This is a genomic window from Thermophilibacter mediterraneus (genome assembly GCF_900119385.1).
In the GTDB taxonomy this organism is placed as follows: domain Bacteria; phylum Actinomycetota; class Coriobacteriia; order Coriobacteriales; family Atopobiaceae; genus Thermophilibacter; species Thermophilibacter mediterraneus.
This window is the reverse complement of record NZ_FPKO01000009.1, coordinates 381,327-406,814: the sequence shown is the minus strand read 5'-3', so window position 1 is coordinate 406,814 and position 25,488 is coordinate 381,327. Positions and strand designations below refer to the sequence as shown.

The 25,488-nt window shown below is 67.5% G+C and carries 23 protein-coding genes and 1 tRNA gene; 10 read left to right on the top strand and 14 right to left on the bottom strand.

What is annotated here, in order from left to right; all coding sequences use genetic code 11:
* The first annotated feature begins 224 nt into the window (after positions 1 to 224).
* Positions 225 to 2,699: a tRNA (adenosine(37)-N6)-threonylcarbamoyltransferase complex transferase subunit TsaD gene (gene tsaD / locus BQ7106_RS06710; RefSeq protein WP_072373338.1), complete on the top strand. Its 2,475-nt coding sequence runs from the start codon at positions 225 to 227 to the stop codon at positions 2,697 to 2,699.
* An 83-nt stretch (positions 2,700 to 2,782) separates the two neighbouring features.
* Here the strand turns inward: tsaD and BQ7106_RS06705 are convergent, their stop codons facing one another.
* Complete coding sequence (locus tag BQ7106_RS06705) at positions 2,783 to 4,066, bottom strand: L-cysteine desulfidase family protein (RefSeq protein WP_072373335.1); 1,284 nt, start codon at positions 4,064 to 4,066, stop codon at positions 2,783 to 2,785.
* Positions 4,067 to 4,332: 266 nt separating this feature from the next.
* Here BQ7106_RS06705 and BQ7106_RS06700 point away from each other — a divergent pair, with 266 nt between their 5' ends.
* The 5 genes from BQ7106_RS06700 to BQ7106_RS06680 all read left to right on the top strand — a co-directional run bounded on the left by BQ7106_RS06700 (position 4,333) and on the right by BQ7106_RS06680 (position 10,223).
* Positions 4,333 to 5,256, top strand: coding sequence for a transporter substrate-binding domain-containing protein (locus BQ7106_RS06700; RefSeq protein WP_083526950.1), 924 nt, complete (start codon positions 4,333 to 4,335; stop codon positions 5,254 to 5,256).
* 102 nt (positions 5,257 to 5,358) lie between these two features.
* Complete coding sequence (locus tag BQ7106_RS06695; RefSeq protein WP_072373332.1) at positions 5,359 to 6,636, top strand: amino acid ABC transporter permease; 1,278 nt, start codon at positions 5,359 to 5,361, stop codon at positions 6,634 to 6,636.
* A 6-nt stretch (positions 6,637 to 6,642) separates the two neighbouring features.
* On the top strand, positions 6,643 to 7,410 hold the full coding sequence (locus tag BQ7106_RS06690) for an amino acid ABC transporter ATP-binding protein (RefSeq protein ID WP_273397081.1): 768 nt from the start codon (positions 6,643 to 6,645) through the stop codon (positions 7,408 to 7,410).
* Between the two features lie 87 nt (positions 7,411 to 7,497).
* Positions 7,498 to 8,241: an REP-associated tyrosine transposase gene (locus tag BQ7106_RS06685; RefSeq protein ID WP_072373329.1), complete on the top strand. Its 744-nt coding sequence runs from the start codon at positions 7,498 to 7,500 to the stop codon at positions 8,239 to 8,241.
* Positions 8,242 to 8,282: 41 nt separating this feature from the next.
* Positions 8,283 to 10,223, top strand: coding sequence for an NAD(+) synthase (locus BQ7106_RS06680; RefSeq protein WP_072373325.1), 1,941 nt, complete (start codon positions 8,283 to 8,285; stop codon positions 10,221 to 10,223).
* 16 nt (positions 10,224 to 10,239) lie between these two features.
* Here the strand turns inward: BQ7106_RS06680 and BQ7106_RS06675 are convergent, their stop codons facing one another.
* Both BQ7106_RS06675 and BQ7106_RS06670 read right to left on the bottom strand, forming a co-directional pair.
* Positions 10,240 to 10,818 (bottom strand): hypothetical protein, encoded by a 579-nt coding sequence (locus BQ7106_RS06675; protein WP_129583816.1) that lies wholly within the window; start codon positions 10,816 to 10,818, stop codon positions 10,240 to 10,242.
* A 70-nt stretch (positions 10,819 to 10,888) separates the two neighbouring features.
* Positions 10,889 to 12,043, bottom strand: coding sequence for a hypothetical protein (locus tag BQ7106_RS06670; protein WP_129583815.1), 1,155 nt, complete (start codon positions 12,041 to 12,043; stop codon positions 10,889 to 10,891).
* Positions 12,044 to 12,424: 381 nt separating this feature from the next.
* On the opposite strand from BQ7106_RS06670, the gene BQ7106_RS06665 reads away from it, so the two are divergent.
* Both BQ7106_RS06665 and groL read left to right on the top strand, forming a co-directional pair.
* Complete coding sequence (locus tag BQ7106_RS06665) at positions 12,425 to 12,715, top strand: co-chaperone GroES (RefSeq protein ID WP_072373316.1); 291 nt, start codon at positions 12,425 to 12,427, stop codon at positions 12,713 to 12,715.
* 53 nt (positions 12,716 to 12,768) lie between these two features.
* Positions 12,769 to 14,406: a chaperonin GroEL gene (gene groL / locus BQ7106_RS06660; protein ID WP_072373313.1), complete on the top strand. Its 1,638-nt coding sequence runs from the start codon at positions 12,769 to 12,771 to the stop codon at positions 14,404 to 14,406.
* 143 nt (positions 14,407 to 14,549) lie between these two features.
* Here groL and BQ7106_RS06655 read toward each other — a convergent pair whose 3' ends face one another.
* Complete coding sequence (locus BQ7106_RS06655) at positions 14,550 to 14,960, bottom strand: type II toxin-antitoxin system VapC family toxin (protein ID WP_072373310.1); 411 nt, start codon at positions 14,958 to 14,960, stop codon at positions 14,550 to 14,552.
* 11 nt (positions 14,961 to 14,971) lie between these two features.
* Positions 14,972 to 15,202: an antitoxin gene (locus tag BQ7106_RS06650; RefSeq protein ID WP_072373307.1), complete on the bottom strand. Its 231-nt coding sequence runs from the start codon at positions 15,200 to 15,202 to the stop codon at positions 14,972 to 14,974.
* A 339-nt stretch (positions 15,203 to 15,541) separates the two neighbouring features.
* On the opposite strand from BQ7106_RS06650, the gene BQ7106_RS06645 reads away from it, so the two are divergent.
* Together BQ7106_RS06645 and BQ7106_RS06640 are read left to right on the top strand one after the other, a co-directional pair.
* Entirely contained in the window at positions 15,542 to 16,093 is a 552-nt protein-coding gene (locus BQ7106_RS06645; protein WP_072373305.1) for a helix-turn-helix domain-containing protein, read from the top strand.
* A gap of 104 nt (positions 16,094 to 16,197) precedes the next feature.
* Positions 16,198 to 16,512 (top strand): hypothetical protein, encoded by a 315-nt coding sequence (locus tag BQ7106_RS06640; RefSeq protein ID WP_072373303.1) that lies wholly within the window; start codon positions 16,198 to 16,200, stop codon positions 16,510 to 16,512.
* A gap of 131 nt (positions 16,513 to 16,643) precedes the next feature.
* Here BQ7106_RS06640 and gltA read toward each other — a convergent pair whose 3' ends face one another.
* From gltA to galE, 9 genes are all read right to left on the bottom strand, one after another.
* Complete coding sequence (gltA, locus tag BQ7106_RS06635; RefSeq protein WP_072373301.1) at positions 16,644 to 18,044, bottom strand: NADPH-dependent glutamate synthase; 1,401 nt, start codon at positions 18,042 to 18,044, stop codon at positions 16,644 to 16,646.
* Positions 18,032 to 18,874 (bottom strand): sulfide/dihydroorotate dehydrogenase-like FAD/NAD-binding protein, encoded by an 843-nt coding sequence (locus BQ7106_RS06630; RefSeq protein ID WP_072373299.1) that lies wholly within the window; start codon positions 18,872 to 18,874, stop codon positions 18,032 to 18,034. Before BQ7106_RS06630 ends, gltA begins: the two co-directional genes overlap by 13 nt.
* 245 nt (positions 18,875 to 19,119) lie before the next feature.
* The gene (pth, locus tag BQ7106_RS06625) at positions 19,120 to 19,689 is read right to left on the bottom strand and encodes an aminoacyl-tRNA hydrolase (protein ID WP_240307451.1); all 570 of its coding nucleotides are present in this window, start codon (positions 19,687 to 19,689) and stop codon (positions 19,120 to 19,122) included.
* A 92-nt stretch (positions 19,690 to 19,781) separates the two neighbouring features.
* Entirely contained in the window at positions 19,782 to 20,780 is a 999-nt protein-coding gene (locus BQ7106_RS06620; protein WP_072373295.1) for a ribose-phosphate diphosphokinase, read from the bottom strand.
* Positions 20,781 to 22,175, bottom strand: coding sequence for a bifunctional UDP-N-acetylglucosamine diphosphorylase/glucosamine-1-phosphate N-acetyltransferase GlmU (gene glmU / locus BQ7106_RS06615; protein ID WP_072373292.1), 1,395 nt, complete (start codon positions 22,173 to 22,175; stop codon positions 20,781 to 20,783).
* A 58-nt stretch (positions 22,176 to 22,233) separates the two neighbouring features.
* Positions 22,234 to 22,308: transfer RNA gene (locus BQ7106_RS06610), tRNA-Gln, on the bottom strand.
* A 52-nt stretch (positions 22,309 to 22,360) separates the two neighbouring features.
* The gene (locus BQ7106_RS06605) at positions 22,361 to 23,272 is read right to left on the bottom strand and encodes a peptidoglycan-binding domain-containing protein (RefSeq protein WP_072373289.1); all 912 of its coding nucleotides are present in this window, start codon (positions 23,270 to 23,272) and stop codon (positions 22,361 to 22,363) included.
* Between the two features lie 34 nt (positions 23,273 to 23,306).
* Positions 23,307 to 24,350, bottom strand: a complete 1,044-nt coding sequence (locus BQ7106_RS06600; RefSeq protein WP_072373286.1) for a polyprenyl synthetase family protein — start codon at positions 24,348 to 24,350, stop codon at positions 23,307 to 23,309.
* 15 nt (positions 24,351 to 24,365) lie between these two features.
* On the bottom strand, positions 24,366 to 25,421 hold the full coding sequence (gene galE, locus BQ7106_RS06595; protein WP_072373283.1) for a UDP-glucose 4-epimerase GalE: 1,056 nt from the start codon (positions 25,419 to 25,421) through the stop codon (positions 24,366 to 24,368).
* Positions 25,422 to 25,488: the final 67 nt, after the last annotated feature.

Below are 25,488 nucleotides of genomic sequence, written 5' to 3'. Positions count from 1 at the left end.
GGCACGGTTTTGCGGCCCGGAGCGTGCGTCCGGCGCGGGTCATGGCGGCGGTCGCCCGGGTAGTCCGCGCGTCGGGCACGCTTTGACGTGTCGAGGCGTGCGCTTGGGGCGGGGCAGGGGGGGCACGGCAGCGGCGGGCCGTCTCGCGACGAGCCGCCTCGGGTTCTGCGGCGCCCGTCGCGCTACACTAGACGAGTTGAAGACCCGAGCGAGAAGAGCCGCGCATGAGCGAGAAGAACCCCGTCGAGAAGACCGTCCTTGCCGTTGACACCTCCACCGACATGCTGGCGTGCGCCGTCGCGCGCGTGGCCGCGGACGGCTCCGTTGCCGTGCTGGCCGCGCGCGATCACCTGTGTCGTCGCCGGGCAAACGTCGAGCTTGTGGAGACCGTGCGTCAGGCGCTCGCAGATGCCGGCCTCTCGATGGCCGACGTCGACGCTGTTCTCACTGGCCGCGGCCCGGGCTCGTTCACGGGCGTGCGGATTGGCGTGGCAACGGCGAAGGGCCTGGCCTGCGGGCTGGGCCGTCCGCTCTTCGGCACCTCCGCGCTCGACGCGATGGCCTGGTCGGCGTGGGGCTGCGGCGTCCGCGGGACGCTCGCCGTGGCCGGAGACGCCATGCGCGGCGAGGTGTACCCCGGCATCTACGAGCTCGACGACGCTGGCGCGCACCGCACCTTCGCCGCCGAGACCGTCGTCAAGGCGGATGCCTGCGTGAGCGCCTGGGCGGCGCGCGCGGACGCGTCCGAGCTCACGCTCACGGGCAACGGTCTGGCCAAGTACCGTGCGCGCTTCGAGGCCGCGGGCTTCTCGCGCTTCTCGCATGAGGAGGCGTGGTATCCAACGGGCGAGGGGCTGCTGCGCGCCGCCGCGGAGGCCGGCGCCTTTTCCGGGCCCGCTGCACAGTCCGGCGACCCGGCGCTCGTGCTGCCCATCTACACGCGCCTCTCCGACGCCGAGGAGGCCGAGCGCACCCGCCTGGGGCTCAGGGCGCCGGCAACGGTTGAGCTCACCGGCGTCGATGACGCCCTTGCTGGCATCCACCTGCAGCTGCGTCCCATGACCGTCAACGACACCACGGCCGTCGCCGCGCTCGAGGTCGCGACCTACGAGGGCTCGGCCCACACGCCGTGGACGGAGCGCATGTTCTACGAGGAGCTCACGCAGCCCGGTCGCAGCTGGTGGGTCGCACACGACCAGGGCCAGATCATCGGCTTTGCGGGCGGCGTGCTCGCCGGGGCGGACTTCGAGGTCGAGGAGGTCGTCGTGGACGCGGCGCGCCGACGCGAGGGCATCGCGCGTCGTCTCGTCGCGCGCGTGGCCTACGACGCGCAGATGCTCGGCGCTCACACGCTCTCCCTCGAGGTGGACGAGAAGAACGCGGCGGCCCGTGCGCTCTATGCCGCGCTCGGCCTGGTGGAGGAGGGTCGCCGCCCCGGCTACTATCCGGCCGGCGCGGGCGAGCCCGCCCACGACGCGCTGATCCTGCGCGCGCCGCTGCCGCTGGCCGCCGAGGCCGTGGGCGGCTCCGACGACCACCCCGAGCCCGCGCCCTCCATCCGCCCGTGGCCCATCGAGTGCGCCCCGCGCAGCGAGGAGGCCGAGGCGGCGATTGCGGCCGCCGGCCCGCTCGTCCTCACCATCGAGTCCTCCTGCGACGAGACCGCCATGGCCGTGACGGACGGGAGCGGCGTGGTCTGCGCCAACGTGGTGGCCACGCAGATCGACTTCCACGCGCGCTTTGGCGGCGTGGTGCCCGAGATCGCCTCCCGCAAGCACACCGAGGCGATCGTGGGCGTCTTCGAGGAGACGCTTGCGCGCGCCGGCGAGCACTTCGGCGTGGACACGCTGACGCCGGCGGACCTCGCGGCGGTGGGCGTGACGGCCGGCCCGGGGCTCGTGGGCGCGCTCGTGGTGGGCGTGGCCTTTGCCAAGGGGCTCTGCGCGGCCGCTGACCTGCCGCTCATTGCCGTGCACCACCTTGAGGGCCACCTCATGGCCAACCTCTTCGAGACGCCGGGCCTGCAGCCGCCCTTCGTGGCGAGCCTCGTCTCCGGCGGCAACACCATGCTCGTGCACGTGCGCGCCTGGGGTGACTACGAGATCTTGGGATCCACCATCGACGACGCGGTGGGCGAGGCCTTCGACAAGGTGGCCAAGGCGCTCGGGCTGGGATATCCCGGCGGCCCCGTGATCTCCAAGCTCTCCGCACAGGGCAACCCCAAGGCCATCCACTTCCCGCGCGCGATGATGCACAGCGGGGACTACTCCTTCAGCCTCTCCGGCCTCAAGACCGCGGTCATTACCTACATCGAGGGCGAGAACCGCGCGGGGCGGGCGATCAACCTGCCCGACCTGGCGGCGAGCTTCGAGGCCGCTGTCATCGACGTGCAGGTTGCCAAGGCCGTGACCGCGGTGGAGCAGACGGGCGTGAGCGACTTCTGCGTCGGCGGCGGCGTGGCGGCAAATCCGGGCCTGCGCGCGGCCTACCGCAAGGCCTTCGAGAAGCGCGGCGTGCGCGTGACGGTGCCGCCGATGCGAGCCTGCGGCGACAACGCGGCGATGATCGGCATCGCGGCGCTGAGGAGCTACCGCGCCGGGTCCTTCTCGCCCCTCACGCTGGACGCTGACCCCAACGCGCCGCTCGGCGCCTGGTCCACGCCGGACGCGCCGGTGCCTCCCACGTGGGAGCGTGCGTAAGGGACAGGCACTTTTGCACGCTCAGATCAAGCGTAGCTCGGGGCTCCCGGAAACCGTGCAAAAGTGCCTGTCCCTTTTGCACGCTAGCACCCGCCGCCGCACATGAGCTCGACGATCGTCCGGTCGGTCTCGCGCATGCCGCGCGACGCGAGCACGCCCACGTTGCGGATGGTGTTCTCCACGCCCTTGACCACGATGCCGTCGCCGCCGTAGAACTGGCTCCCGCGCTGCTGCATCTGCATGCCCAGAAGGCCCGCCTCGACCGCGCTCGCGATCTTGGCCGCGCAGCTCGCCTTGGCGCCGTCGCACACCATGCCCGAGTCGATGGCGAGCGCGTTCACCACGGTGTGCGCCACCTCGCTGTAGCGCCCGCCGTGCAGGTAGGTGATGCCGGCCGCCGCGCCCGCGCCCGCGCTCGTGGCGCCGCAGTAGGCGGAGAGCCTCCCGATGCCGGTCTTGAGGTGGATGGTCACCAGGTTTGACACCACGAGCGCGCGCAGCAGCTCCTCGTGCGATGAGCCCAGCTCGCGCGCGTACACGATGACGGGCACGCTCGCCGTGATGCCCTGGTTGCCGCTTCCGGAGTTGATGACCACCGGCAGCTCGCAGCCGCCCATGCGCGCGTCGGAGCCGGCCGCGGCCCACGCCTTGGCGCGGTTGGCCACGCCGTCGCCGTACGCCTCCAGGAGCACGCTGCCGACGTTGGCTCCCCAGCTGCGCCTCAGCCCCTCGTGCGCGATCTCGGTGTTGCAGGCGATCTGCCGGCCAAGGACCTGCTTGACGTCGTTCAGGTCGACCTCGTCGGCAAACTGCACGATCTTCTCGATGGAGAGGCAGCCTCGGTCCGTGCAGTTCGTCTCGTCCTCGACACCCTCCTCGAACGGCCTGTCGAGAAGGGCCTCGCCGTCGCGTTCGATGCGAATGACGTTGGTGTGGGACCCCGCGATCTCGCAGAGCGACGCGTGACCGGCGGCCTCCGCGCGCACCTGGATGTCGAAGACCCACGGGCGCTCGCTCGGCGTCACGACGACCTCGTGCGCGGCGAGATACTCGCGCATCTCGCTGACCTGCTCGCCGGTCACGCCGGCAAGCACCTCGAGCTTGGCGTCGGCGTTGCCCGCGAGCGCCCCGGCAACCGCGGCGGCCTCGATGCCGCGCGCCCCGCCCGTGTTGGGCACGACGACGCTCTTGACGTTCTTGATGATGTTGGCGGAGGCGGTGACGCTCAGGCTCTCGGGGAGCGTGCCGAGCGCCTCGCGCGCGAGCGCGGCGCAGTATGCCACGGCGATTGGCTCGGTGCAGCCCATCGCGCAGACGAGCTCCTCCTCGAGGATGGCGACGTAGGCGTCGTAGACTTCCTGCTCCATAGCGTCTCCTCTCGAAGCGTGCAAGGGGGACAGGCACTTTTGCACGGTCCCGGGACCGTGCAAAAGTGCCTGTCCCCCTTGCGCGCTCACCCGTTACGACGGTGTTTCTCAGCATACTATCAGCTCGCGCGTCGGTGCTCGGCGCGCTATCCTCCCATGCCGTGCGCGTAACTTTCTCGCATTAAGTTGCAAGGGGGAGGGGAATGGGTCCCCTCCGGTTGCGTCGCACGGAAGGGGATTACCAAAAAACAGGGAAAGGATCCACCATGAAGGCCACCCCGCACGTGTACGTATCTGACAGAGTCTCTCGCCGCGACTTCCTCAAGCTCTCGAGCCTCGTGGCGGGCATGGGAGGCGTGATGGTCCTTTCCGGCTGCGGCCCCGCCGCGCAGGACGCCACCACCGACGACGCCACCGACGCGACCGACGACGCCTCGACCGAGGCCGCCACGCTCGGCGACGGCACCACGCTGCGCGTGGGCATGGAGGCGGCCTACGCCCCCTACAACTGGCAGGTCTCCGAGGAGTCCGAGTACACCATCCCCATCGAGAACGTCTCCGGCGCCTACGCCGACGGCTATGACGTGCAGGTGGCCAAGATGATCGCCGAGGCCCTGGGCATGGAGCCCGTTGCCGTGAAGCTCGACTTTGCCGGCCTGATCGACGCGCTCAACAACGGCCAGATCGACATCGTCTGCGCCGGCATGTCCGTTGACCCGGACCGCGCGCAGTCCGCCGACTTCTCCGACTCCTACATCGACGACGACATCGTGATGATCACCACGCAGGACTCTCCCTACGCGGGCGCCACGACCTTCGCCGACCTCGCGGGCGCCTCGGTCATGGGCCAGGCGGCCACCATGTACGACACGGTCATCGACCAGATCCCCGACATCAACCACATGACGCCGGGCGAGACCGTGCCCATCGTGGTCGAGAGCCTCGCCTCCGGGACGAGCGACGTCATCACCTATTCCATGCTCTCGGTGCCCAAGCTGCTCGAGACCTACCCCAACTTCGTGGAGCTCGAGATGGAGGACAAGTTCGAGGGCTCCGTCATGCCGGACAACGCGGCCATCGCCAAGGGCCAGGACGCCATCCTCGAGCAGATCAACGAGGTCATCAACGCCATCCCCGAGGACGAGCGCCAGCAGATGTGGAACGACTGCATGGATCGCCAGCCGGCGTAGCGTGCAAAGGGGACAGGCACTTTTGCACATCGCGTAAGATAGGGGCGCGCGCCGCAGACGAGGGCGCGCGCCCGCACGCATGAAAAACGAAGGAGATACAAAATGAGCTCCGCTCCCTCCGGCGAGCAGATGCCGAGAAGAACGCGCGGCCGCGTCGCCTCGCTCCTCCTCGACGACCATCGCTACGTGCTTCTGGGCACGAGCGTGGTCGCCCTCGTTGGCATGCTGCTCTCGAGCTCACCGCGCCCCGCGATGAGCTTCCTCGCCCACGCGTTCACCGTCGAGCTCGTGATGTACTACGTGCTCGTGGCGTGGCTCGTGGTGAGCGGCGTCGCGCTGCTGTTCAAGCTCACGCACTGGAAGACCTACGCCGAGTCCGCGCTCTTCGCCCGCTCGGGCGTCCGTCGCGTGCTGCGCCTCGCCTCGTACGTGATCTGGGCGATCGTGCTCGTGCTCTTCGTCGACCGCGTGGTCATGGGCGTGGCGTCGGCGTGGGGCGTTGCCGTTGAGGCCGCAAACTCGGCGGACCCGCGCCGCCCCGAGCCCATGCTCGAGAGCATGTGCTACATCCTCTACCAGGGGCGTGACACGTTCTTCACCGGCCTTGTCACCACCGTCGAGCTGGCGGTCTTTGGTACCGTGATCGCGTTTTTCCTGGCGCTGCTGCTCGTCTTCGCACGCATCCAGACCATCGACCGGCCGGACAATGACTTCGTGCGCTTCTGGAAGGTCGTTGGCTCGGGCTTTGCCAAGCTCTACTCCACGGTGGTCCGCGGCACGCCGATGATGGTCCAGGCCATGATTATCTACTACGGCGTCTTTGGCATCCTGCGCATGACCGCGCTCACCACCACCCAGATCAACGGCATCTGGACGACGTTTCTCGCGGGCCTTGTGACCATCACGCTCAACTCGACCGCGTACATGATGGAGGTGCTGCGCGGCGGCATCGAGTCGGTCGACAAGGGTCAGACCGAGGCGGCGCGCTCCCTGGGCCTGTCGCAGTGGCAGGCGATGGCCAAGGTCGTCTTCCCGCAGGGAATCAAGTACGCGATCCCCGGCCTCTCCAACGAGCTCGTCATCAACATCAAGGACTCGTCGGTGCTCTCGGTCATCGGCACCTTCGACCTGATGTTTGCCACCACGACCGTGGCGGGCATCTACTATCAGCAGTTCCAGACGGCGCTCATCTCCACGGTCGCCTACCTCATCCTCACGATGGTTGCCACGTGGCTGCTCGGGCGCTTTGCGCACCGCTTCAACGTGAGCGCTGAGGTCATGGGCAGCACGTCTGACACGCCCGTCAAGACCGAAGAGGTCAGCGCCGTGCCCCTGCGGGACGGCAAGAAGCATCGTCGCGGCTGGGGCCAGGGGAGGTAGGACATCATGAGAAACGCTTCCGTATCGAGCGCCTCCGCAGAGCCGATGGTTCGCATCGAGGGGCTGCGCAAGTCCTTCGGCGACCTCGAGGTCCTGCGTGACATCAACCTCGACGTCATGCCCGGCCAGGTGGTGACGATCATCGGCGCCTCGGGGTCGGGCAAGTCGACGCTTTTGCGCTGCATCAACCTGCTCGAGACGCCCGACGCCGGCCACGTGTGGTTCCACGGGGCGGACCTCGCCGCCGAGCACGTGGACGTGAACCGCCTGCGCGAGAAGATCGGCATGGTTTTCCAGGGCTTCAACCTGTTCAACAACATGAACGTGCTCGACAACTGCACGCTCGCCCCCGTGACGCTCAAGAAGATGGACAGGGCCGAGGCCGAGCGCGTGGCGATGGGTCACCTGGACTCTGTGGGCCTCGCGGACTTCGCGCACGCCGACGTCAACAACCTCTCCGGCGGCCAGAAGCAGCGCGTCGCCATCGCGCGGGCGCTGTGCATGAGCCCGGACCTCATGCTCTTCGACGAGCCGACGAGCGCGCTCGACCCGGAGATCGTGGGCGAGGTCCTCGAGGTCATGCGTCGCCTGGCTGCCGAGGGCATGACGATGGTCGTGGTCACGCACGAGATGGCCTTTGCGAAGAACGTCTCCGACGAGGTCGTCTTCATGGACAAGGGCGTCATCGCAGAGAAGGGCGCTCCGGAGAAGATCTTCTCGGCGCCCGAGCACCCGCGCACCCGCGAGTTCCTCGCCCGCTACCTCGAAGGGTAGCGTGCAAAAGGGACAGGCACTTCTGCACGCCGGACGGAGGTCTGAAGGGGTATAACATCTCTCACCAACAAGGGGAGGGGAGGAGCTATGCCCAGATTGCCAAGACGTGTTGCAGAATCTGGCTTTTACCACGTAGTTCTCTACGCAAACGGTCGGCAGAACCTCTTTGAGGACGATGCCGACCGTTTGGCTTTTCTTGACATGTTCGCGGCAGCTGCGCGCAAGCATGGTGCAAGCATTCTGGCATGGTGTCTCATGGCAAATCACGTCCACCTGCTTCTCGAGGATCCGAGCGACTGCCTGAGCGAGCTGATGCGCTCCCTCGCCACTCGCTACGCCCAGCGCTTCAACAGGCGAGGGGGCCACGTCGGCCATGTGTTCCAGGGGCGGTTCTACAGCAGCCCCGTCGAGGGCGAATCCTATCTTCTTGAGGCCATGCGCTACATCCACAACAACCCGGCGAAAGCCGGCATCTGCGCGGCGGCGGACTATCCGTGGAGCAGCTACCATGAGTACGTCGGCGCCTCCGAGTACGCCGACACCGGGCTGCTGCTCGAGATGCTCGGTGGCCGCGAGGCGTTCGCCAGGTTCTCCAGCTCTTCCGAGCGCGTCCGCTACCGCCCGCCGGCGCGACCGAGGCTCGCCGACTCCGCGGCGGAGGAAGTTGCGCGCGAGGTTTTGGGGCCGCTGACGGCACCGGAGCTTAAGAGCCAGGAGAAGGCTCGGCGCAATGCGCTACTCTGTGAGTTGCGGGAGGCGGGTCTGTCCGTGAGGCAGGTCGAGAGGCTTACGGGCATTGGCCGCGGCACCATCACGAGGGCAACGACGTAGCGTGCAAAAGTGACTGTCCCTTTTGCACGGAGGAGGCTGGGATGATCGACGGGTTCGTCAAGGTTGCGGCGGTGACGCCGGAGGTGCGCGTGGCGGACGTCGCCTTTAACGTGGAGGCCTGCGTGGCAGCCGCGCGCGAGGCGGCCGAGAAGGACGGCGCTGCCGTGATCGTGCTCCCCGAGCTCGCGATTACCGGCTACACCTGCGAGGACCTCTTCTGGCAGGACTCGCTCGTCCGCGCCGCCGAGGCGGGCCTCGCCGAGTTTGCCGAGCGCACCGAGGACCTTCCCGCCCTCATCCTCGTGGGCGTGCCCGTGCGCGCCGGCGGAAAGCTCTACAACTGCGCCGCCGCCGTCTCCCGCGGCGAGGTCCTCGGTCTCGTGCCCAAGACGCACATCCCCACCTACAACGAGTTCTACGAGGGTCGTCACTTCGTCCCCGGCCCCTCCGACGCCACGCTCGTCTCGTTTGCCGGCAACCAGGACACCCTCTTTGGCACGAACCTGCTCTTTGCCTGCGAGGAGCTGCCCGAGCTCGTGGTGGCGGCAGAGGTCTGCGAGGACCTCTGGGTTCCCAACCCGCCGTCCACTGCCCACGCGCAGGCCGGCGCCACGCTGATCTGCAACCTCAGCGCGTCCAACGCCATTGTGGGCAAGGCGGACTACCGCCGCAGCCTCGTGTCCGGCCAGAGCGCCCGCCTCGTCTGCGGCTACGTCTACGCGAGCGCGGGCACCGGCGAGTCCACGCAGGACCTCGTCTTCTCCGGGCACGACCTCGTGGCCGAGAACGGTCGCCTGCTCGCGGAGGGCAGGCCCTTCGGCTGCGGCCGCGCCGTCTCGGAGGTCGACGTGCGCCTGCTCGCCCAGGAGCGCACGCGCATGTCCACCTTCGAGGTCGCGCCCTCTCCCGAGGCGGCCGGCTATGCCGTGGCGTCGTTCTCGCTGGGCGCGGACGCGTCTGCGCGCGAGACGACGCTCACCCGCTGGGTCGACCCGCACCCCTTCGTGCCCTCGGACGCCGGGCGGCGCGCGGAGCGCTGCGAGGACGTCTTCTCCATCCAGGCTCACGGCCTCGCCAAGCGCCTCGCGCACACGCGCTCGCGCCGCGCGGTGATCGGGCTTTCGGGAGGGCTCGACTCCACGCTCGCCCTGCTCGTGGCCGTGCGCGCCTTTGACCTGCTGGCGCTGCCGCGCGACGGCGTCATCGCGGTGACCATGCCGGGCTTCGGCACCACCGACCGGACCTACAACAACGCCTGCGAGCTCGCCCGCACCGTTGGCGCGGAGCTGCGCGAGATCGGCATCGCGGCCGCGGTGCGCCAGCACTTCGCGGACATCGGGCACGACGAGTCCGTCCATGACGTTACCTACGAGAACTCCCAGGCGCGCGAGCGCACGCAGATTCTCATGGACGTGGCCAACCAGGAGGGCGGGCTCGTCATCGGCACCGGCGACCTTTCCGAGCTGGCGCTCGGTTGGGCCACCTACAACGGCGACCACATGTCCATGTATGCCGTGAACGCCGGCGTGCCCAAGACGCTCGTGCGCCACCTCGTGCGCTACGTGGCCGACACCTGCGGGGACGATGCCGAGGCGCGCGTTCTTCTCGACGTGCTTGACACACCGGTCTCTCCGGAGCTTCTGCCCGCCACCGGCGACGGCACGATTGCGCAGAGGACCGAGGACCTCGTGGGCCCCTACGAGCTGCACGACTTCTTCCTCTACGAGGTGCTTCGCCGCGGATCTAGCCCCCGCAAGGTCTACCGTCTGGCCCGCTACGCCCTGGGCGAGAAGTACGACGATGCGACGATCCTCTCCTGGCTCAAGGTCTTCTACCGGCGCTACTTCGCGCAGCAGTTCAAGCGCAGCTGCCTGCCCGACGGACCCAAGGTGGGCTCGGCGGCCGTGAGCCCGCGCGGTGACCTGCGCATGCCGTCGGACGCCTGCGCGACGCTCTGGCTCGCCGAGCTCGAAACGCTGTAGCGTGCAAAGGGGACAGTCACTTTTGCACGGTGAAGACGTACTCGATGCGGTCGTTGCCTGAGAAGCCCCGCTCGTAGATCGTGCTGATCGCATAGCGGCGCCCGGGTTCGGCGTCAAACGTGAGGGCGCCGTCCTCGAAGGTCGAGGGGGCCTCGTCGCCCACCGAGCTGACCGTGTCGAGCGGCGTGCGCAGACGCCAGAAGAGGGACGAGTCCGTTGTCGAGCCGACGGCGAGCTCCTCCTCGTCCCAGCTCCGCGCGTATGCCCAGAGCGGCCTCTCGTCAAAGAGCACGGTGATGGTTGGTTCCTCGGCAACCGACACCTGGGCCAGCTCGTCGACGCGCCGCTTCTGGGGGTCTATCTGCCGAAGCTCCTCGACGCGTCTCTCGCTGCCGTCCATGAAGCTCCAGGCGTAGTTGCCCAGGGTGAGCGCGACGGCGCCGTCCTCCCCGGATGTCAGCGCCCATGCCCCGGGGACGTTGGCCTCGGGGCCGTGCCCGCCATCATGTGGGAACGCCACGCAGGATACAAGGGTGACAACCAAGAGGGCCAGAATCGCTGCTATCGCGATGCCGCGAGATGTCGTGGGCTTCATGTCCGCACCACCTGCCGCCAATGTGGGCTAAGGGGGAAGGCCGTGCAAAAGTGACTGTCCCCTTTGCACGCTACGCGACCGTGAAGACGTAGCTGACCTGCCCGGCATCGAACGCGACGTCGACCCGATAGCGCCAGCCGGGCTCAACGGCGAACTCGAGCGCTCCGCCAGAGAGCGCAGCGTCCACCGCCTCGGCGCCAGCCTCGAGGTTGCTCTCGGGGTAGCGCACCACCTCGGGCCAGCGGGAGTCGTCCGACTCGACCGGCGGCAGGTCGAAGGTCATGGTGACCTCGACGGCCTTCCCGGCGGTGGCCTCGGGGAGGTCGGTTACGTCGATCTGGTTGGCAGCGGGCGCGTCGTTGGAGACAGTCACCGCCTCTCCGTTCTGCTCGTAGGACCACGTCCAGGCGTTGGCGAGCGGGAGCAGCGAGACGGAGGCCTCCTCGGTGCGGTACTCGAGCGTGGCGATTGCCGGCTCGGAGGGGTCCTTGGGCTGCCAGAGCTGCGCGGCGAGCTCGGCGTACTTCTCGGCGTCCTCGGGCGAGCCCTCCTCGATGACCTCAACCTTGGTGATGCCGGGATACTGTCCGGGATAGCTCTCGAGCATGATGCCGTTGCCGGTCACCCGAACGATGTTTCCTGACGCGAGCTCGGGCGCGTCTGCGGGCAGGGTGGGGTAGTAAGGCGAATCGGTCTGCTGATCGATGAAGAGCGGCCTGCCGTTGCCCAGGAGGACGACCATCGCCGTGCTCGTGAACTCCTCCTGTGCGGACCCGTCCGACACAACGTCGATGAGGTAGTCTGCGCTCCCGTCCTCGAACTGGGCTGAGACGGCGTAGCGCCAGCCGGGCTCGACCTCGAGGGTGACGCCGTCGCTGGTGATTCCGGACACGGCCACGGGCTCGCCCTCCTCGGCATCGGCTGAGTAGCGCGCGACGTCCACGTCCGTCGCGGCCTGCGAGAAGTACACGCGCACCGTCTCGGCCCCCTCGACCTCGAAGCGCGGGACGCCCTCATCCACATCCATGGGTGCCGCGGCGTCGGAGACGCCGCCGTCCCACGTGTAGCCGGACACGAGCATGTTGATGCCAATCATGGAGGAGCCCCGCCACCCGCTCTGCATGGTGCCGGGGGGCGGCTCCCAGGCCTGGGGCGCGCATGCCGCCAGGGCGGTCGCGAGGGGCAGGGCGAGCGCGCAGAAGACGAGCTCTCTCAGGGCTTTCACGACGCGATTCCTCATGGCTCCGCCCTCCCGTCCGGGGTGTGGTGAGCTTATCGTACCCTGAATGCCGCGCGACGTACCCCGCCCCGCCCTCCCGTCCGCGTACGGCGAAAAACGCGGGCAAGCGGCGCGCCCGTTCCTCTGTCGGTTCGTGGTGGCCGAGCCCGCCGCGGGCGAAAAACGCGGGCAAGCGGCGCGCCCGTTCCTCCTACTCGAATGCGCATCAGAAAATCTAAGTGACTCGACTAAGATTTTTTCTAGCGAGGTGGTATAAGTCCGCGCGGGTGGGTATGATTCTGAACGTTGGATAGGGCGGTGCACGCACTGGTCGTCAGCATCGCAGAAGCGCGCCCGCACGGGCGCCCCAGAAGGAGGTTCTTGAACATGACTCTCAAGCCGCTTGGTGACCGCGTCCTCGTCAAGCCCGCGCCCAAGGAGGAGAAGACCTCGACGGGTCTCTACATCTCCAGTGGCGCGCAGGAGAAGCCGCAGCGCGGTCAGGTCGTCGCCGTGGGCGCCGGCAAGATGAACGACAAGGGCGAGCGCATCGCCATCGACGTGCACGTCGGTGACGAGGTCTACTACGGCAAGTTCGGCGGCAACGAGGTCAAGATCGACGGCGAGGACTTCCTGCTGCTCCGCGCCGACGACATCTACGCCGTCATCGAGGACTAAAAACCGTGCAAAAGTGACTGTCACTTTTGCACTTTCGGAAAGGAAACGCAGAAATGGCTAAGGACATTCTTTTTGGCACCGACGCTCGCGCCAAGCTCGCCAAGGGCGTGAACACCCTCGCTGATGCCGTGACCACGACCATGGGCCCCAAGGGCCGCTACGTCGCGCTCCAGCGCTCCTACGGCGCCCCCACCATCACCAACGACGGCGTCTCCGTGGCCAAGGAGATCGAGCTCAAGGACCCCATCGAGAACATGGGCGCCCAGCTCGTGAAGGAGGTCGCCACCAAGACCAACGACGCCGTGGGTGACGGCACCACCACCGCCACGCTCCTCGCCCAGGTCATCGTCAACGAGGGCCTTCGCAACGTCGCCGCCGGCGCCAACCCCATCGCCATCCGTCGCGGCGTCGACAAGGCCGTGAACGCTGTCGTGGAGGAGATGCGCAACAACGCGCAGGAGGTCTCCACCAAGCAGCAGATCGCCTCCGTCGGCACCATCTCCGCCTCCGACCCCGAGATCGGCGCCAAGATCTCTGACGCCATGGAGGTCGTGGGCAAGGACGGCGTCATCACCGTCGAGGAGTCCCAGACCTTCGGCATCGACATCGACACCGTCGAGGGCATGCAGTTCGACAAGGGCTACATCTCCCCGTACTTCTCGACCAACAACGAGACGATGACGGCCGAGCTCGACTCCCCGTACATCCTCATGACCGACCAGAAGGTCTCCAACATCCAGGACATCCTGCCGATCCTCGAGGCCGTCCAGAAGCAGGGCGCCCCGCTGCTCATCATCGCCGAGGACGTGGACGGCGAGGCCCTGGCCACGCTGATCCTCAACAAGCTCCGCGGCGTCCTCAACGTCTGCGCCGTCAAGGCCCCCGGCTACGGTGACCGTCGCAAGCGCATGCTCGAGGACATCGCCATCCTGACTGGCGGCCAGGTCGCCATGAAGGAGCTCGGCGTCCAGCTCACCGACGTCACCGCCGAGATGCTCGGCCGCGCCAAGTCCGTCAAGATCTCCAAGGACGACACCACCATCGTGGGCGGCGCCGGCTCCAAGGACGCCATTGACGAGCGCATCGCCCAGATCAAGGCCGAGTACGAGGTGACCACCTCCGACTTCGACAAGGAGAAGCTCCAGGAGCGCCTTGCCAAGCTGGCCGGCGGCGTGGCCGTCATCAAGGTCGGCGCGGCCACCGAGGTCGAGCTCAAGGAGATCAAGCACCGCATCGAGGACGCCCTGCAGGCGACCCGCGCGGCCGTTGAGGAGGGCATCGTCGCCGGCGGCGGCGTGGCGTTCCTCGAGGCCTCCAAGGTGCTCGACGGCGTCGAGACCGTTGACTCCGACGAGAAGATCGGCGTCGAGATCGTTCGCAAGGCGCTCGAGGCGCCCGTGAAGACCATCGCCAACAACGCTGGCTTCGAGGGCTCCGTCGTGGCCGAGAAGATCAAGGGCCTGCCGGCCGGCCAGGGCCTTGACTCCGCCACCGGCGAGTACGGCGACATGATCGAGATGGGCGTGCTCGACCCGGTCAAGGTCGCTCGCGTGACCCTGCAGAACGCCGCCTCCGTGGCGTCGCTCATCCTCATCACCGAGGCCACCGTCTCCGACGAGCCCAAGAACACCACCATCGAGGAGGCCATCTCCGCGGCGGCTGCCCAGGGCGGCCAGGGTGGCATGTACTAGGCCCAACGCCTGAACTAACCTGACTCGGGGAGGCCCTGGGTTTCCACGCAGAGGTGCGCTTCGCGAAACCTCTGCTTAGGAAACCCGGGGCCTCCTCTCGTTTAGTTCGGGCGGTGAAGGACCTTCCGGTGTGAGGGGCTGGGCTAGGAAAAGGGGACCTCGTCCCAGTCTTCGAGGCGGAGGCGGGGGACCCTCAAGAACTCCTTGGTGTTGTGGGTTACGAGGACGGCGCCGTGCGCACGTGCCGTCGCCGCTATCAGCAGATCGTTTGGCCCGATAAGCTTGCCCGCCCGTTCGAGCTCTGAGCGAATTTCCGCATACTCGCGCGCGGCGGAGACGTCAAAGGGAACCGTCTGGAAGGGCAGGAGGAAGGCCTCAACCGTCCTGAGGTTCTTCTCGGGCGATGCACTCTTGAGGGCGCCCAGGCGAAGCTCCGCTTCGACGACGGCGGGAACGCCGAAGGACCTTGGGTCACTTGTCCTGAGGGTGTTCAGCGTGTGGGGAAGTCTCCCTCGAAGAAAGTCGATGCAGATGCAGGTGTCCAGATGGAACATGGGGTCTCCGATCACATCGACGGGCGCGAGGCGTCAAGGGTCCAGTCAAGTTCAGGGGGCTCCACAAACGTTGAGTCGCTGACTGAGCCGTAGAGGTCAAAGAAGCCATGCGGCCAGCGAGAAGAGCCGTCTACCTGGATGAGCCGCGCGGCATGGCGCGAGAGGGACACCCCCTCGCGGGAGGCGTCGTTTCTCAGCTTGTCCATGGTTGCGTCGTCGAGATAGAGCGAGAGCTGCGGCATAAGGTCTCCTTCCCCGAGACGGTGACAAGTATAGAGTATACTTGTTTCAGGCCGGGCAGCGTGCGCTCGACCTTGGGATAGGGACCGGCGTGCTGCCGCGAGCGCACTGGCTTGTGTCCGACCTGCAGACCTGTCTCACAATTGTCAGGGTCATGACGAAAACGGTAGCTTGGCCGACGCGGCGGGATCCGAGTTCACACTTCTCCTAAACTGTGGCGACGAGCTCAACTGGTGGTTGTTCCCGCAGCTAGAATGGGGTATCAGAATGGTTGGTGGAACTCAACCGGGGGAGGCGTCACAGTGATGCCATCACGAAGGACCCCAAGGAAAGGACCGACCATGAGCGAGAATAACGAGACCCTCGGACGTCGCATCGCGCGCCTGCGCCTCGAGCACGGCATGACGCAGGAGCGGCTGGCAGGCGAGCTGGGTGTGACGCCCCAGGCTGTGAGCAAGTGGGAGAACGACCTCAGCGCGCCGGACATCTCGCTGCTGCCCGCGCTTGCCCGCACGTTTGGTGTGAGCGTCGACCAGCTGCTGGGCGTGCAGCCCATCGAGCGCTCCATCGCGCCCGTTGAGCCCGAGCCCGTATACGCCCCCGTGTCCGCCGTGCCCGCGCCCGGCCCGTCTCGAGACGGCCGACCGCACACCCTCCACATCCAGGTCCATGACGGTGACGACGGTGACGACGTCAACATCAATGTCCCGCTTGGCCTTGCCTCGCTCGTGCTGCGCGGCAAAAACAAGGTTCCGGGCACCGTCAATCTGAACCTCAACGATGCCAACGTCGACCTCGACCTCCTTGCCAGCGCCATCAGCCGCGGCGAGAAGGGCACGCTCGTCGATGTCACCAGCTCGGACGGCGACCACGTGACCATCTCCCTGGAGTAGCGGCGAGGAGGTGCCCATGGGCGAAGGACGCATCAAGAAGAACGTCATCTCCGCGGACGTGGAGCGCGCCCCTGGGGAGCGCCTCTCAGACCAGCATCTGGAGCATGCGCCGCAGCATCGAGGAGAACCTCGGAGTCGATGGTTCTGAGCTTGAGTTTGCTTTCTATCGCATCCTGCCCACGGATCGCAACGCGCCCTATCTCGTGGAGGGGGAGTGCGTGCGCATCGGAATCTTCGAGCCGTATGCCCTTGCGGAGCTCACGACCGCGCGGATGGAGACCACGAGCAACCTTCTCTTCAGCGAGTGGGTGGTCGAGCGCGGCGTCAGCGAGGGGGACCTCGCCGAGAAGACCGTGGCGCTTGCGGACTACCTCTTCCACCTGCGCCGCCTTGAGCAGCCTGGTTGGGAAGGTCTCTAGAGGGGGCTCGGCGAGACGTCGCCTACGATAAAGGCCCCGCCGACTTCCTAAGCAGAAGTTTCGCGAAGCGCACTCCTGCGTGGAAGTCGGCGGGGCCCGACCGTGCGGTCAGACGGCTCTTCTCGCCAGATTTACCCGACGAGCGTCTTGGTGATGCTTGCCGCGGCCGTCTTGCCGGCGCCCATGGCCAGGATGACCGTGGCCGCGCCGGTGACGATGTCGCCGCCGGCCCAGATGCGCGGGTCGGAGGTGCGGCCGTCCTCGTCGGCGATGATGTAGCCCCACTTGTTGAGCTTGATGTCGCCGATCATCTTGGCGAACGGGTTGGCGTTGGTGCCGATGGCGGAGATAGCCACGTCGCAGGGGATCTCCTCGATGGCGCCCTCGATGGGCACGGGGCGGCGACGACCGGAGGCGTCAGGCTCGCCGAGCTCCATCTTCTGCACGCGAACGGCGCAGACGCAGCCGTCCTCGCCCTTGACGAACTCGAGCGGCGCCACGAGCGGCATGACCTCGACGCCCTCCGCCTTGGCGTGGTGAAGCTCGGCGCGGCGGGCGGGCATCTCGGCCTCGGTGCGGCGGTAGGCGATGATCGCGCGCTCGGCGCCCAGGCGCTTGGCGGTGCGCACGGCGTCCATGGCCACGTTGCCGCCGCCAAAGACCACGACGTTCTTGCCGTGCTTGGTGGGCGTATCGTACTCGGGGAACCTGTTCGCCTTCATGAGGTTCACGCGCGTGAGGTACTCGTTGGCGAAGAAGACGTTGGGCAGGTTCTCGCCGGGAACGTTGAGGAACTTGGGCAGGCCCGCGCCCGTGGCGATGTAGATGGCGTCGAAGCCCTCGGCAAAGAGCTCGTCGGCGTCGGTGATGCGGCCCACGACGGAGTTGTACTCGAACTTGACGCCCATCTCCTCCAGGCCGTCGATCTCGCGCTTCACGACCGCCTTGGGCAGACGGAACTCGGGGATGCCGTAGACGAGCACGCCGCCGCCGGTGAAGAAGGCCTCGAAGACGGTGACGTCAAAGCCGTTGCGGGCGAGCTCGCCGGCGCAGGTGATGCCGGAGGGGCCGGAGCCCACGACGGCGACCTTCTTGCCGTTCTTGGGGGCCATCTTGGGCTTGGACGCGAGCTCGGGCTGGTCGCCGAGGAAGCGCTCGAGCTGACCGATGGCGACGGGGTCGCCCTTCTTGCCACGGATGCACTTGCCCTCGCACTGGTTCTCCTGCGGGCAGACGCGGCCGCAGATGGCGGGCAGCATCGAGTCCTCGCGGATGACGTCGAGCGCCTCGCCGAACTTCTCCTCGCGGATCTTCTCGATGAACTTGGGGATGTTGATGTTGACGGGGCAGCCCTCGACGCAGAACGGCTTCTTGCAGTCCATGCAGCGCTCGGCCTCCGCCAGCGCCATCTCCTTGGTGAAGCCCTTGTCGACGGGGCGGAAGTCACGTGCGCGCTCGGCTGCCGGCTCCTCGTTGTCCGGCGTGCGCGGGGACTTCATGTCCGGAACAAAGCGACCGTTTACCTGTGGCATGCGCAGTTCGCCTCCTCATAGGCCTTGAGGGACTGGCCCTCCTCGGTGAGATACGCCGCCTGACGGGCGCGAAGGTCGTTCCAGTCCACCTTGGTGGCATCGAAGTCGGGGCCGTCGACGCAGGCGAACTTGGTCTGACCGTCGACCTCGACGCGGCAGCAGCCGCACATGCCGGTGCCGTCGACCATGATGGGGTTCAGCGAGGCGGTGATCGGCGTGCCGTACTTCTCGGCCGTGAGGGCGGAGAACTTCATCATCGGCACGGGGCCGACGCAGAAGACCTGGCTGACGGCCTTCTCCTGCAGCAGGCGCTCGAGCGGTGCGGTGACGACGCCCTTCTCGCCATAGGAGCCGTCATCGGTCGTGATGTGGATGTGGTCCTCCGGCAGCAGCTCGCGGAACTGCTCCTCGAGGAGCAGCAGGTCCTTGGTGCGCGCGCCCATGATGGCGTGCACCTCGTGGCCGGTCTCGACCAGGTGGCGGGCAACCGGGTAGGCGATGGCCAGGCCGACGCCGCCGCCGATGACGGCGCAGGGGCCGTCGGCCATCTCGGTGGGGACGCCCAGCGGGCCGGTGACGTCCTTGATGGAGTCGCCCTCCTGATAGGTGGACAGCATCTCCGTGGTCTTGCCGATCACCATGAAGATGAACTCGACCCAGCCCTCCTCGGCGTTCCAGCCCGCAAGCGTGAACGGGACGCGCTCGCCCGTCTCGTTGGCGCGCACCATGAGGAACTGGCCAGCGTGAGCGTGCTTGGCCATCCGGGGCGCCTCTATGCGGAACTTGAACACCTTCTCCGAGAACTGCGTCTTTTCGAGGATCTTGTACATTAACCGCACTCCTCTCCTGCATTCCCTCTAGTTTGGCGGCCCCGAGCAGGGCCTTTCCAACACCCCTCATTGTACCCGAGCGAGGGGGCGTTCCGTATCGAGCGGGCGAGAAGAGCGGCGGGCGGCGGCGGCGGGGCGTCGGGCGAGCGCAGGTCGCCGCGCCGGAGAACCGCGAGCTATATGTCAAAAACTGTGTAGCAATGCTATTGAATTACTAAAAGGATAGGTTGAAGCAGCCTTCCTGGCTACAGGAGGCTCTCCACGAGGTCGGCGGCGCGCTCGACGGTGAGCTCGAAGTCCTCGAGGAAGGTGCCCTTGAGCTCGCGAAGCACGTAGTCAGCCACCTGCATGCGTCCGGGCGGGCGGCCGATGCCAAACTGCACGCGTGCGAAGTCTCGGCTGCCGAGCTTGTCGGCGATGGAGCGCAGGCCGTTGTGCGCGTTGAGGCCTCCGCCGAGCTTGAGCTTGACCTCGCCGGCAGCCAGGTCGACCTCGTCGTGCACCACGAGAATCTCCTCCGGGCGCACGTGATGGGCGCGGGCGAGCTTCGAGAGCGGGCCGCCCGAGGTGTTCATGTAGCTCATGGGCTTGGCGAGAAGCACCTCGCGCTTCTCGCCATCCGCGCCGGTCACGGTGATCGAGGCCACCTGCGCCCCGGCCTCGGACTTCCAGTAGCGGACGCCGCGTCGCGCGGCGAGGGCGTCTATGGTGGCGAACCCGGCGTTGTGACGGGTGCGGGCGTACTCGGCGTCGGGGTTCCCGAGTCCGCAGACGATTCTGACGTTGCCTGGCTTGGCGGGCTTCTGGGCGGGCATGGCGCTCCTCATAGTGACGGGGCCGCCCAAGGGCGGCCCCACTCGTGACATCACGCGCTTCTGCGAGTCGGGGCCAGACCCCGACTCACGGGCTAGATCTCGGCGCCCTGGCCACCGAAGATCTCGGAGACGGAGGTGCGCATGTAGACGCTGTTGATCGCCTCGGCGAGCTCGTTGGCGACCGAGATGGACCTAATCTTGGAGCCGGGCTTGTTGGCGGCCTCGCAGGGGATGATGTCGGTGACGACGCACTCCACGAGCGGAGCGTCCTGCAGGCGCTGGATGGCGGCGCCGGAGAAGATGCCGTGCGTCGCGGAGACGTAGATGTCGCCGGCGCCCATGTCCTTGAGCTTCTGGACGGAGCCGCAGAGGGTGCCCGCGGTGTCGATCATGTCGTCGTTGACGATGCAGGTCTTGCCCTTGATGTCGCCGATGATGCCCATGACCTCGGACGCGTTGTGCTTGGGACGGCTCTTGTGGGCGATGGCGACCTCGCAGCCGAGGTAGTCGGCGAGGCGCTTGGCGACCTTGGCGCGACCCATGTCGGGGGAGACCACGACGGTGTTGTCCCAGTCGAAGTCCTTCTCCTTGAAGTAGTCGCCAATGAGGTAGAGGGCGGTGAGGTGGGTCACGGGGACGTCGAAGAAGCCCTGGATCTGGCCCTGGTGCAGGTCGACGGTGATGACCTGGTCGACGCCGGCGGCCTCGAGGAGGTTGGCGACGAGGCGGGCGGTGATGGGCTCGCGCGCGGAGGCCTTGCGGTCCTGGCGGGCGTAGCAGTAGTGGGGCAGGACGGCGGTGAACTTGGAGACGGAGGCGCGCTTGGCGGCGTCTGCGACGACGAGGGTCTCCATGAGGAGGTCGTTGACGTTCATGCCCGAGAGCGACTGGATGAAGAAGACGTCGTCGCCGCGGACGGACTCGTCGAAGCGGGCGTAGATCTCACCGTTGGCGAACTTCTCGATCCTCAGCCCCTGCAGCTCGAGGTGCAGGATGTCGGCGATCTTCTGGGAAAGCTCGGGGTTGCCGGTTCCGGAGTAGAGCTTTATCTCCTTCTTGATGGCAATGGGCTCGCGCAGGTTCTCGTACATCTAGTCCTCACTCCTCTTGAGTCTCTCGAGTCGCCGGGAGGCGTACCCCTCTACGATGCGCTGCTCGGCGCGCTCGAGGTAGAGCGCGTCAGCAGGGACGTCCTTGGTGACGCAGGAGCTGGCGCCCACGAGCGCGCCGTCCCCGATGGTGACGGGTGCGACCATCATGGTGTCAGAGCCAACGAAGACGTCGTTGCCGATGACGGTCCGGTTCTTGTGCACGCCGTCGTAGTTGCAGGTGATGGAGCCCCCGCCGATGTTCACCCCAGAGCCCATGGTGCAGTCTCCGATGTAGGAGAGGTGGGGCACCTTGGAGCCGCGGCCGATGGTGGAGTTCTTGATCTCCACGTGGGTCCCCACGTGGGCGCCCTCGAGCACGTGGGCGCCGCCGCGCAGGTAGGCGCGCGGACCGCAGGTGACGTCGTCGTCGATGGTCACGTCGACGCCCACGGTCTCCTCGAGCGAGACGCGATTGCCCACGGCGCAGTCGGTGAGGCGGGTGTTGGGGCCGAGGACGCACTCCTCACCCACGGTCGTGCTCCCCCAGAGCATGGTCATGGGGAGAAGAACGGTGTCGCGTCCCACGGTCACGTCCGGACCGACCCAGGTGGTCGCCGGGTCGACGATGGTGACGCCCTCGTCCATGAGGCGCGCGTTGATGCGGTCGCGTGCTATGGCCGTGAGCTGGGCGAGCTGGGCGCGGCTGTTCACGCCGAGGAGCTCGTCGGCGTCCTCGGTGCGCACGGCGGCCACGCGCTCGCCGTGGCCGCGCAGGATCTCCACCATGTCCGTGACGTAGTACTCGTGCTGGACGTTGGCGGTGGAGAGCTCGCCGATGTGGGCTGCGAGCTTGGCGCCGTCGAAGGCGTAGAAGCCGGGGTTGCATGCGGTGAGGCTCGCGGCCTGCTCGGGCGTGCAGTCCTTCTGCTCGATGATGCGCGTCACGTCGCCCTCGGCGTTGAACTCGAGCCGGCCGTAGCCAAAGGGGTCGGCGGGCGTCCAGGTGAGGATGGCCTCGGCGGCGCCGTCGTCGATGACGGGCTTGGCCAGGCGACGGAGGGTCTCGCTCTCAACGAGCGGGCCGTCACCGTTCAGGACGAGCACCGCGCCCTTGTTGACGCGCGCCCCTTCGAGCGCCACGCGAACGGCGTGGCCCGTGCCCAGCCGCTCGGTCTGCTCGACGCACTCGACGTCCTTCTCGCCTGCTAGATGAGCCCGCACCTCGTCGGCGCCGTGGCCTACGACAACAACAATCCGCTCGGCTCCGGCGAGGCGCGCTGCGCGCGTGACCCAGGAGACGAGCGGACGGTCGAGAAGCTTGTGCATTACCTTGGGGTGACGGGACTTCATGCGCGTTCCCTCGCCTGCGGCGAGGATGATCGCGGTCATGGGCATGGATGGTCCTCCAAGCAACTGATGTCCCTTACAAAACCATGATAGCGCGAGACGGCGATGGCAGGGGTAGTAGGATTCGAACCCACATTGATGGCACCAAAAACCACTGTCCTAACCATTGGACGATACCCCTGTGCCGTCGAGTGTGATTGTAGCAGGAAGTCGCCGCCCCGCGGCGGGGCGCGCTACAGCTCGAGGCCCTCGAACGCCGCGCAGATGGTGTCGAGCAGAAGCACCGCGTAGGTCTGGGCGTCCCCGATGGTGAAGGTGCCGGTGCCCACGGGGACCTCGATGCGCGCGGCGCGCGGCGTCGCGTGCGAGCTCTCGATGGCGGTGCGCAGGCGCAGCGGGAGCGTGTCGAAGTCGTCCAGGGTGACGCTTCCCATGCCCGAGGCGGAGTTCTCCGGCTGCGGCATCGTGGAGAGCACGATGAGCGTGCCGGTGGTGGCGTCGGCGGGGGAGTCGACGAGGTCGAGCGCGCAGTCGTCGACGGTGGCGTGCGCGAGGTTCCAGATGCGGCCGGCGATGTTGCGAGAGATGGGGTCGTCGGCGGTGATGGAGATGCGGGCGAGCTCGAGCACGCTCGCGGCGCGGGCGAAGCCCATGCCCCCCATGGGGTGCGGACCGTCGGCGGGCTTGCCCGCCCAGACGTGCTTGAGACGCTCGATGGCGTCAAAGGTGTCGGGGAACGCCATGCCGTCGGCGAGCACCCCGATGCTCTCCTGGAAGAGCTTCACGGCTGCCTCGGTGTGGACGCCGTAGACGCCGTCGACCTCCCCACAGGAGAACCCGAGGATGTTGAGGCGCTCCTGGAGCTGCCTCACGTCGTTGCCGTGGAAGTTGGGCAGTCGCAGGTAGAGCGTGCGGTCACCGAGCTGGTAGCACTCGTCGACGAGCGTCGACCACGTGAGCGCGTCGACCTCGCTGCCCAGGGAGAGGCCGTGGTCCAGGCGAAAGCGGGCGACCGCCGTTGCCGTGGACCGGCCGAAGGCCGCGCCGGCGGTCTCCGCGGCGTCGATCGCATAGCCGAGAAACTGCAGCCGCTCCTGGATGTCCTCGACCGCCGCGCCTGCCGCGCCCTCCTGAATTGGTTCCATTGCCTCTCCTTTATGTGTACGGGGTGGGACGGGGCTAGCCCGCTCGCTCCACGAAGAAGTCTGCCATAGAGGCGAGCAGGTCGCGAGCCTCGGCGGAGACGAGCCCCGCCTCGAGGAGCGCGTCGGCCCGCTCCCGGGCGTCGTCGGCAAGCTCGCGCGCGAGCGCCCTGCAGCGATCGATACCGCCGCCGAGCTCGATGAGCTCCACGGCTCGCTCGAGTCTGGGGGCGTCGGAGACGCCGGCGTCGAGAAGGGCTATGAGCTCGGCGCGCCCGTCGTCTCCCAGGTGCTCGAGCGCCCACACCACGGCGAGCGTGCGCTTGCCCTCCGTGACGTCGGAGCGGAAGTCCTTGCCCTGCGCCGCGGCGTCGCCGACGAGGTTGAGGAGGTCGTCCTGGAGCTGGAAGGCGACGCCCGCCGTGAGGCCGAGCTCGAGCAGCCCGCGGGCCGCGCGCTCGCTGCCCCCGCCCACCAGCGCCCCCACGAAGAGCGGGACGGCGGCAGAGTACCAGGCGGTCTTGCTGCGGACCATGTAGAGGTAGTCCTCGGTCGAGAGGTCCCAGCGTCGGTCGCGGACCCAGCCGAGGTCGAGCGCCTGGCCCTCGAGGGTGTGCCGCTCCATGGCGACGATCTCGCTCAGCGCGCGGACCTTACGCTCGGGTGAGAGCCCCTCGTCGGCGAGGACCACCTCGAAGACCTGCGCGAGGGCAAGGTCACCCGCGTTGATGGCGAGGCCGGTTCCCTCCACGCGGTGCAGGCACGGCTCCCCGCGGCGCAGCTCGCCCTCGTCGGCTATGTCGTCATGGATGAGCGCCGCGCTCTGGAAGAGCTCGACGGCGACGGCGCACGAGAGCGCGTCCTCGGCGCGCCCGCCCACGGCCTCGGACCCGAGCAGCGCGAGCACCGGTCTCACGCGCTTGCCTCCCGAGGCGGTGAAGCGCGCGACGGGGGCGTAGAGGTAGCTGGTGAGGTCGTCGGCGGGAGCCCCCTGGGTGAGGGGGCGTGCCGCCGCATCGGCGAGTGCCGCCTCGACGAGCGGGAGGCGGCGCCTGAGGTAGTCGACGAAGAGCTCTGCCATGTTCTTCTCGCTTGCCTATCCCTCGTAGCCGTTGGGGTTGTGGGACTGCCAGTTCCAGGAGTCGCGGCACATGTCCTCGATCGTGTAGCGGGCCTCCCAGCCCATGAGCTCGCGCGCCTTGGTGCAGTCGGCATAGTTTGCCGTGACGTCGCCGGGACGGCGCGCCTCGATGACGTAGGGGACCTCGTGGCCGCATGCCTTGGAGAAGGCGTTGATGATCTCGAGGACCGAGGTGCCACGGCCGGTGCCGAGGTTGAAGACCTCGACCCCGGTGCGCCCGTTCATCCAGGCGAGCGCGGCGGCGTGCCCGGAGGCGAGGTCGCAGACGTGGATGTAGTCGCGCACGCCGGTGCCGTCGGGGGTGTCGTAGTCGTTGCCGAAGACGTGCACGGCGTCGCGCTTGCCGATGGCGGTCTGCGCGACGTAGGGCACGAGGTTGTTCGGGATGCCCTTGGGGTCCTCGCCCATGAGGCCCGAGGGGTGCGCGCCGATGGGGTTGAAGTAGCGCAGCAGCACGACGTTCCAGGCGGGGTCGGCCGTGTGGAGGTCGGTCAGAATCTGCTCGATCATCCACTTGGTCCAGCCGTAGGGGTTGGTCGCGGGCTTCTTGGGGCTCTCCTCGGTGAGCGGCAGCGAGTCGGGGTCTCCGTAGACGGTGGCCGAGCTCGAGAAGATGATGGAGGTGCAGCCGTGCTCGCGCATGACGTCGACGAGAGTGAGCGTGTTGCCGATGTTGTTGGCGTAGTACTCGATGGGCTTGCTCACGGACTCGCCCACGGCCTTGAAGCCCGCGAAGTGAATCACGCGGTCGATGCGGTGCGCGTCGAAGATCTTGGAGAGTGCGCTGCGGTCGTTGACGTCGGCCTCGTGGAAGGTGAGGTTGCCCGCGGCCTCGTCCCCCACGATGGTGGCGATGCGGTCCATCACCTTTGCGGAGGCGTTGGAGAGGTCGTCCACGACGACGACCCGGTAGCCGCGCGTGAGCAGCTCGACCACGGTGTGGCTGCCGATGAAGCCGGCGCCGCCCGTGACGAGCACGCAGGTGTCCTGGGGTGTGATCTTCTCGCTCATGGAGGTCCTTTCGCTGAGGTGTGGATGCTTCCCCCTGTGTTTCCCCTAGGATTCAGTATACGTCCAG

Bases quoted from the DNA above. Each gene is read 5' to 3' on its own strand.
- tsaD (WP_072373338.1), top strand. From the start codon at position 225: ATGAGCGAGAAGAACCCCGTCGAGAAGACCGTCCTTGCCGTTGACACC.
- BQ7106_RS06705 (WP_072373335.1), bottom strand. From the start codon at position 4,066: ATGGAGCAGGAAGTCTACGACGCCTACGTCGCCATCCTCGAGGAGGAG.
- BQ7106_RS06700 (WP_083526950.1), top strand. From the start codon at position 4,333: ATGAAGGCCACCCCGCACGTGTACGTATCTGACAGAGTCTCTCGCCGC.
- BQ7106_RS06695 (WP_072373332.1), top strand. From the start codon at position 5,359: ATGAGCTCCGCTCCCTCCGGCGAGCAGATGCCGAGAAGAACGCGCGGC.
- BQ7106_RS06690 (WP_273397081.1), top strand. From the start codon at position 6,643: ATGAGAAACGCTTCCGTATCGAGCGCCTCCGCAGAGCCGATGGTTCGC.
- BQ7106_RS06685 (WP_072373329.1), top strand. From the start codon at position 7,498: ATGCCCAGATTGCCAAGACGTGTTGCAGAATCTGGCTTTTACCACGTA.
- BQ7106_RS06680 (WP_072373325.1), top strand. From the start codon at position 8,283: ATGATCGACGGGTTCGTCAAGGTTGCGGCGGTGACGCCGGAGGTGCGC.
- BQ7106_RS06675 (WP_129583816.1), bottom strand. From the start codon at position 10,818: ATGAAGCCCACGACATCTCGCGGCATCGCGATAGCAGCGATTCTGGCC.
- BQ7106_RS06665 (WP_072373316.1), top strand. From the start codon at position 12,425: ATGACTCTCAAGCCGCTTGGTGACCGCGTCCTCGTCAAGCCCGCGCCC.
- groL (WP_072373313.1), top strand. From the start codon at position 12,769: ATGGCTAAGGACATTCTTTTTGGCACCGACGCTCGCGCCAAGCTCGCC.
- BQ7106_RS06655 (WP_072373310.1), bottom strand. From the start codon at position 14,960: ATGTTCCATCTGGACACCTGCATCTGCATCGACTTTCTTCGAGGGAGA.
- BQ7106_RS06650 (WP_072373307.1), bottom strand. From the start codon at position 15,202: ATGCCGCAGCTCTCGCTCTATCTCGACGACGCAACCATGGACAAGCTG.
- BQ7106_RS06645 (WP_072373305.1), top strand. From the start codon at position 15,542: ATGAGCGAGAATAACGAGACCCTCGGACGTCGCATCGCGCGCCTGCGC.
- BQ7106_RS06640 (WP_072373303.1), top strand. From the start codon at position 16,198: ATGCGCCGCAGCATCGAGGAGAACCTCGGAGTCGATGGTTCTGAGCTT.
- gltA (WP_072373301.1), bottom strand. From the start codon at position 18,044: ATGCCACAGGTAAACGGTCGCTTTGTTCCGGACATGAAGTCCCCGCGC.
- BQ7106_RS06630 (WP_072373299.1), bottom strand. From the start codon at position 18,874: ATGTACAAGATCCTCGAAAAGACGCAGTTCTCGGAGAAGGTGTTCAAG.
- pth (WP_240307451.1), bottom strand. From the start codon at position 19,689: ATGCCCGCCCAGAAGCCCGCCAAGCCAGGCAACGTCAGAATCGTCTGC.
- BQ7106_RS06620 (WP_072373295.1), bottom strand. From the start codon at position 20,780: ATGTACGAGAACCTGCGCGAGCCCATTGCCATCAAGAAGGAGATAAAG.
- glmU (WP_072373292.1), bottom strand. From the start codon at position 22,175: ATGCCCATGACCGCGATCATCCTCGCCGCAGGCGAGGGAACGCGCATG.
- BQ7106_RS06605 (WP_072373289.1), bottom strand. From the start codon at position 23,272: ATGGAACCAATTCAGGAGGGCGCGGCAGGCGCGGCGGTCGAGGACATC.
- BQ7106_RS06600 (WP_072373286.1), bottom strand. From the start codon at position 24,350: ATGGCAGAGCTCTTCGTCGACTACCTCAGGCGCCGCCTCCCGCTCGTC.
- galE (WP_072373283.1), bottom strand. From the start codon at position 25,421: ATGAGCGAGAAGATCACACCCCAGGACACCTGCGTGCTCGTCACGGGC.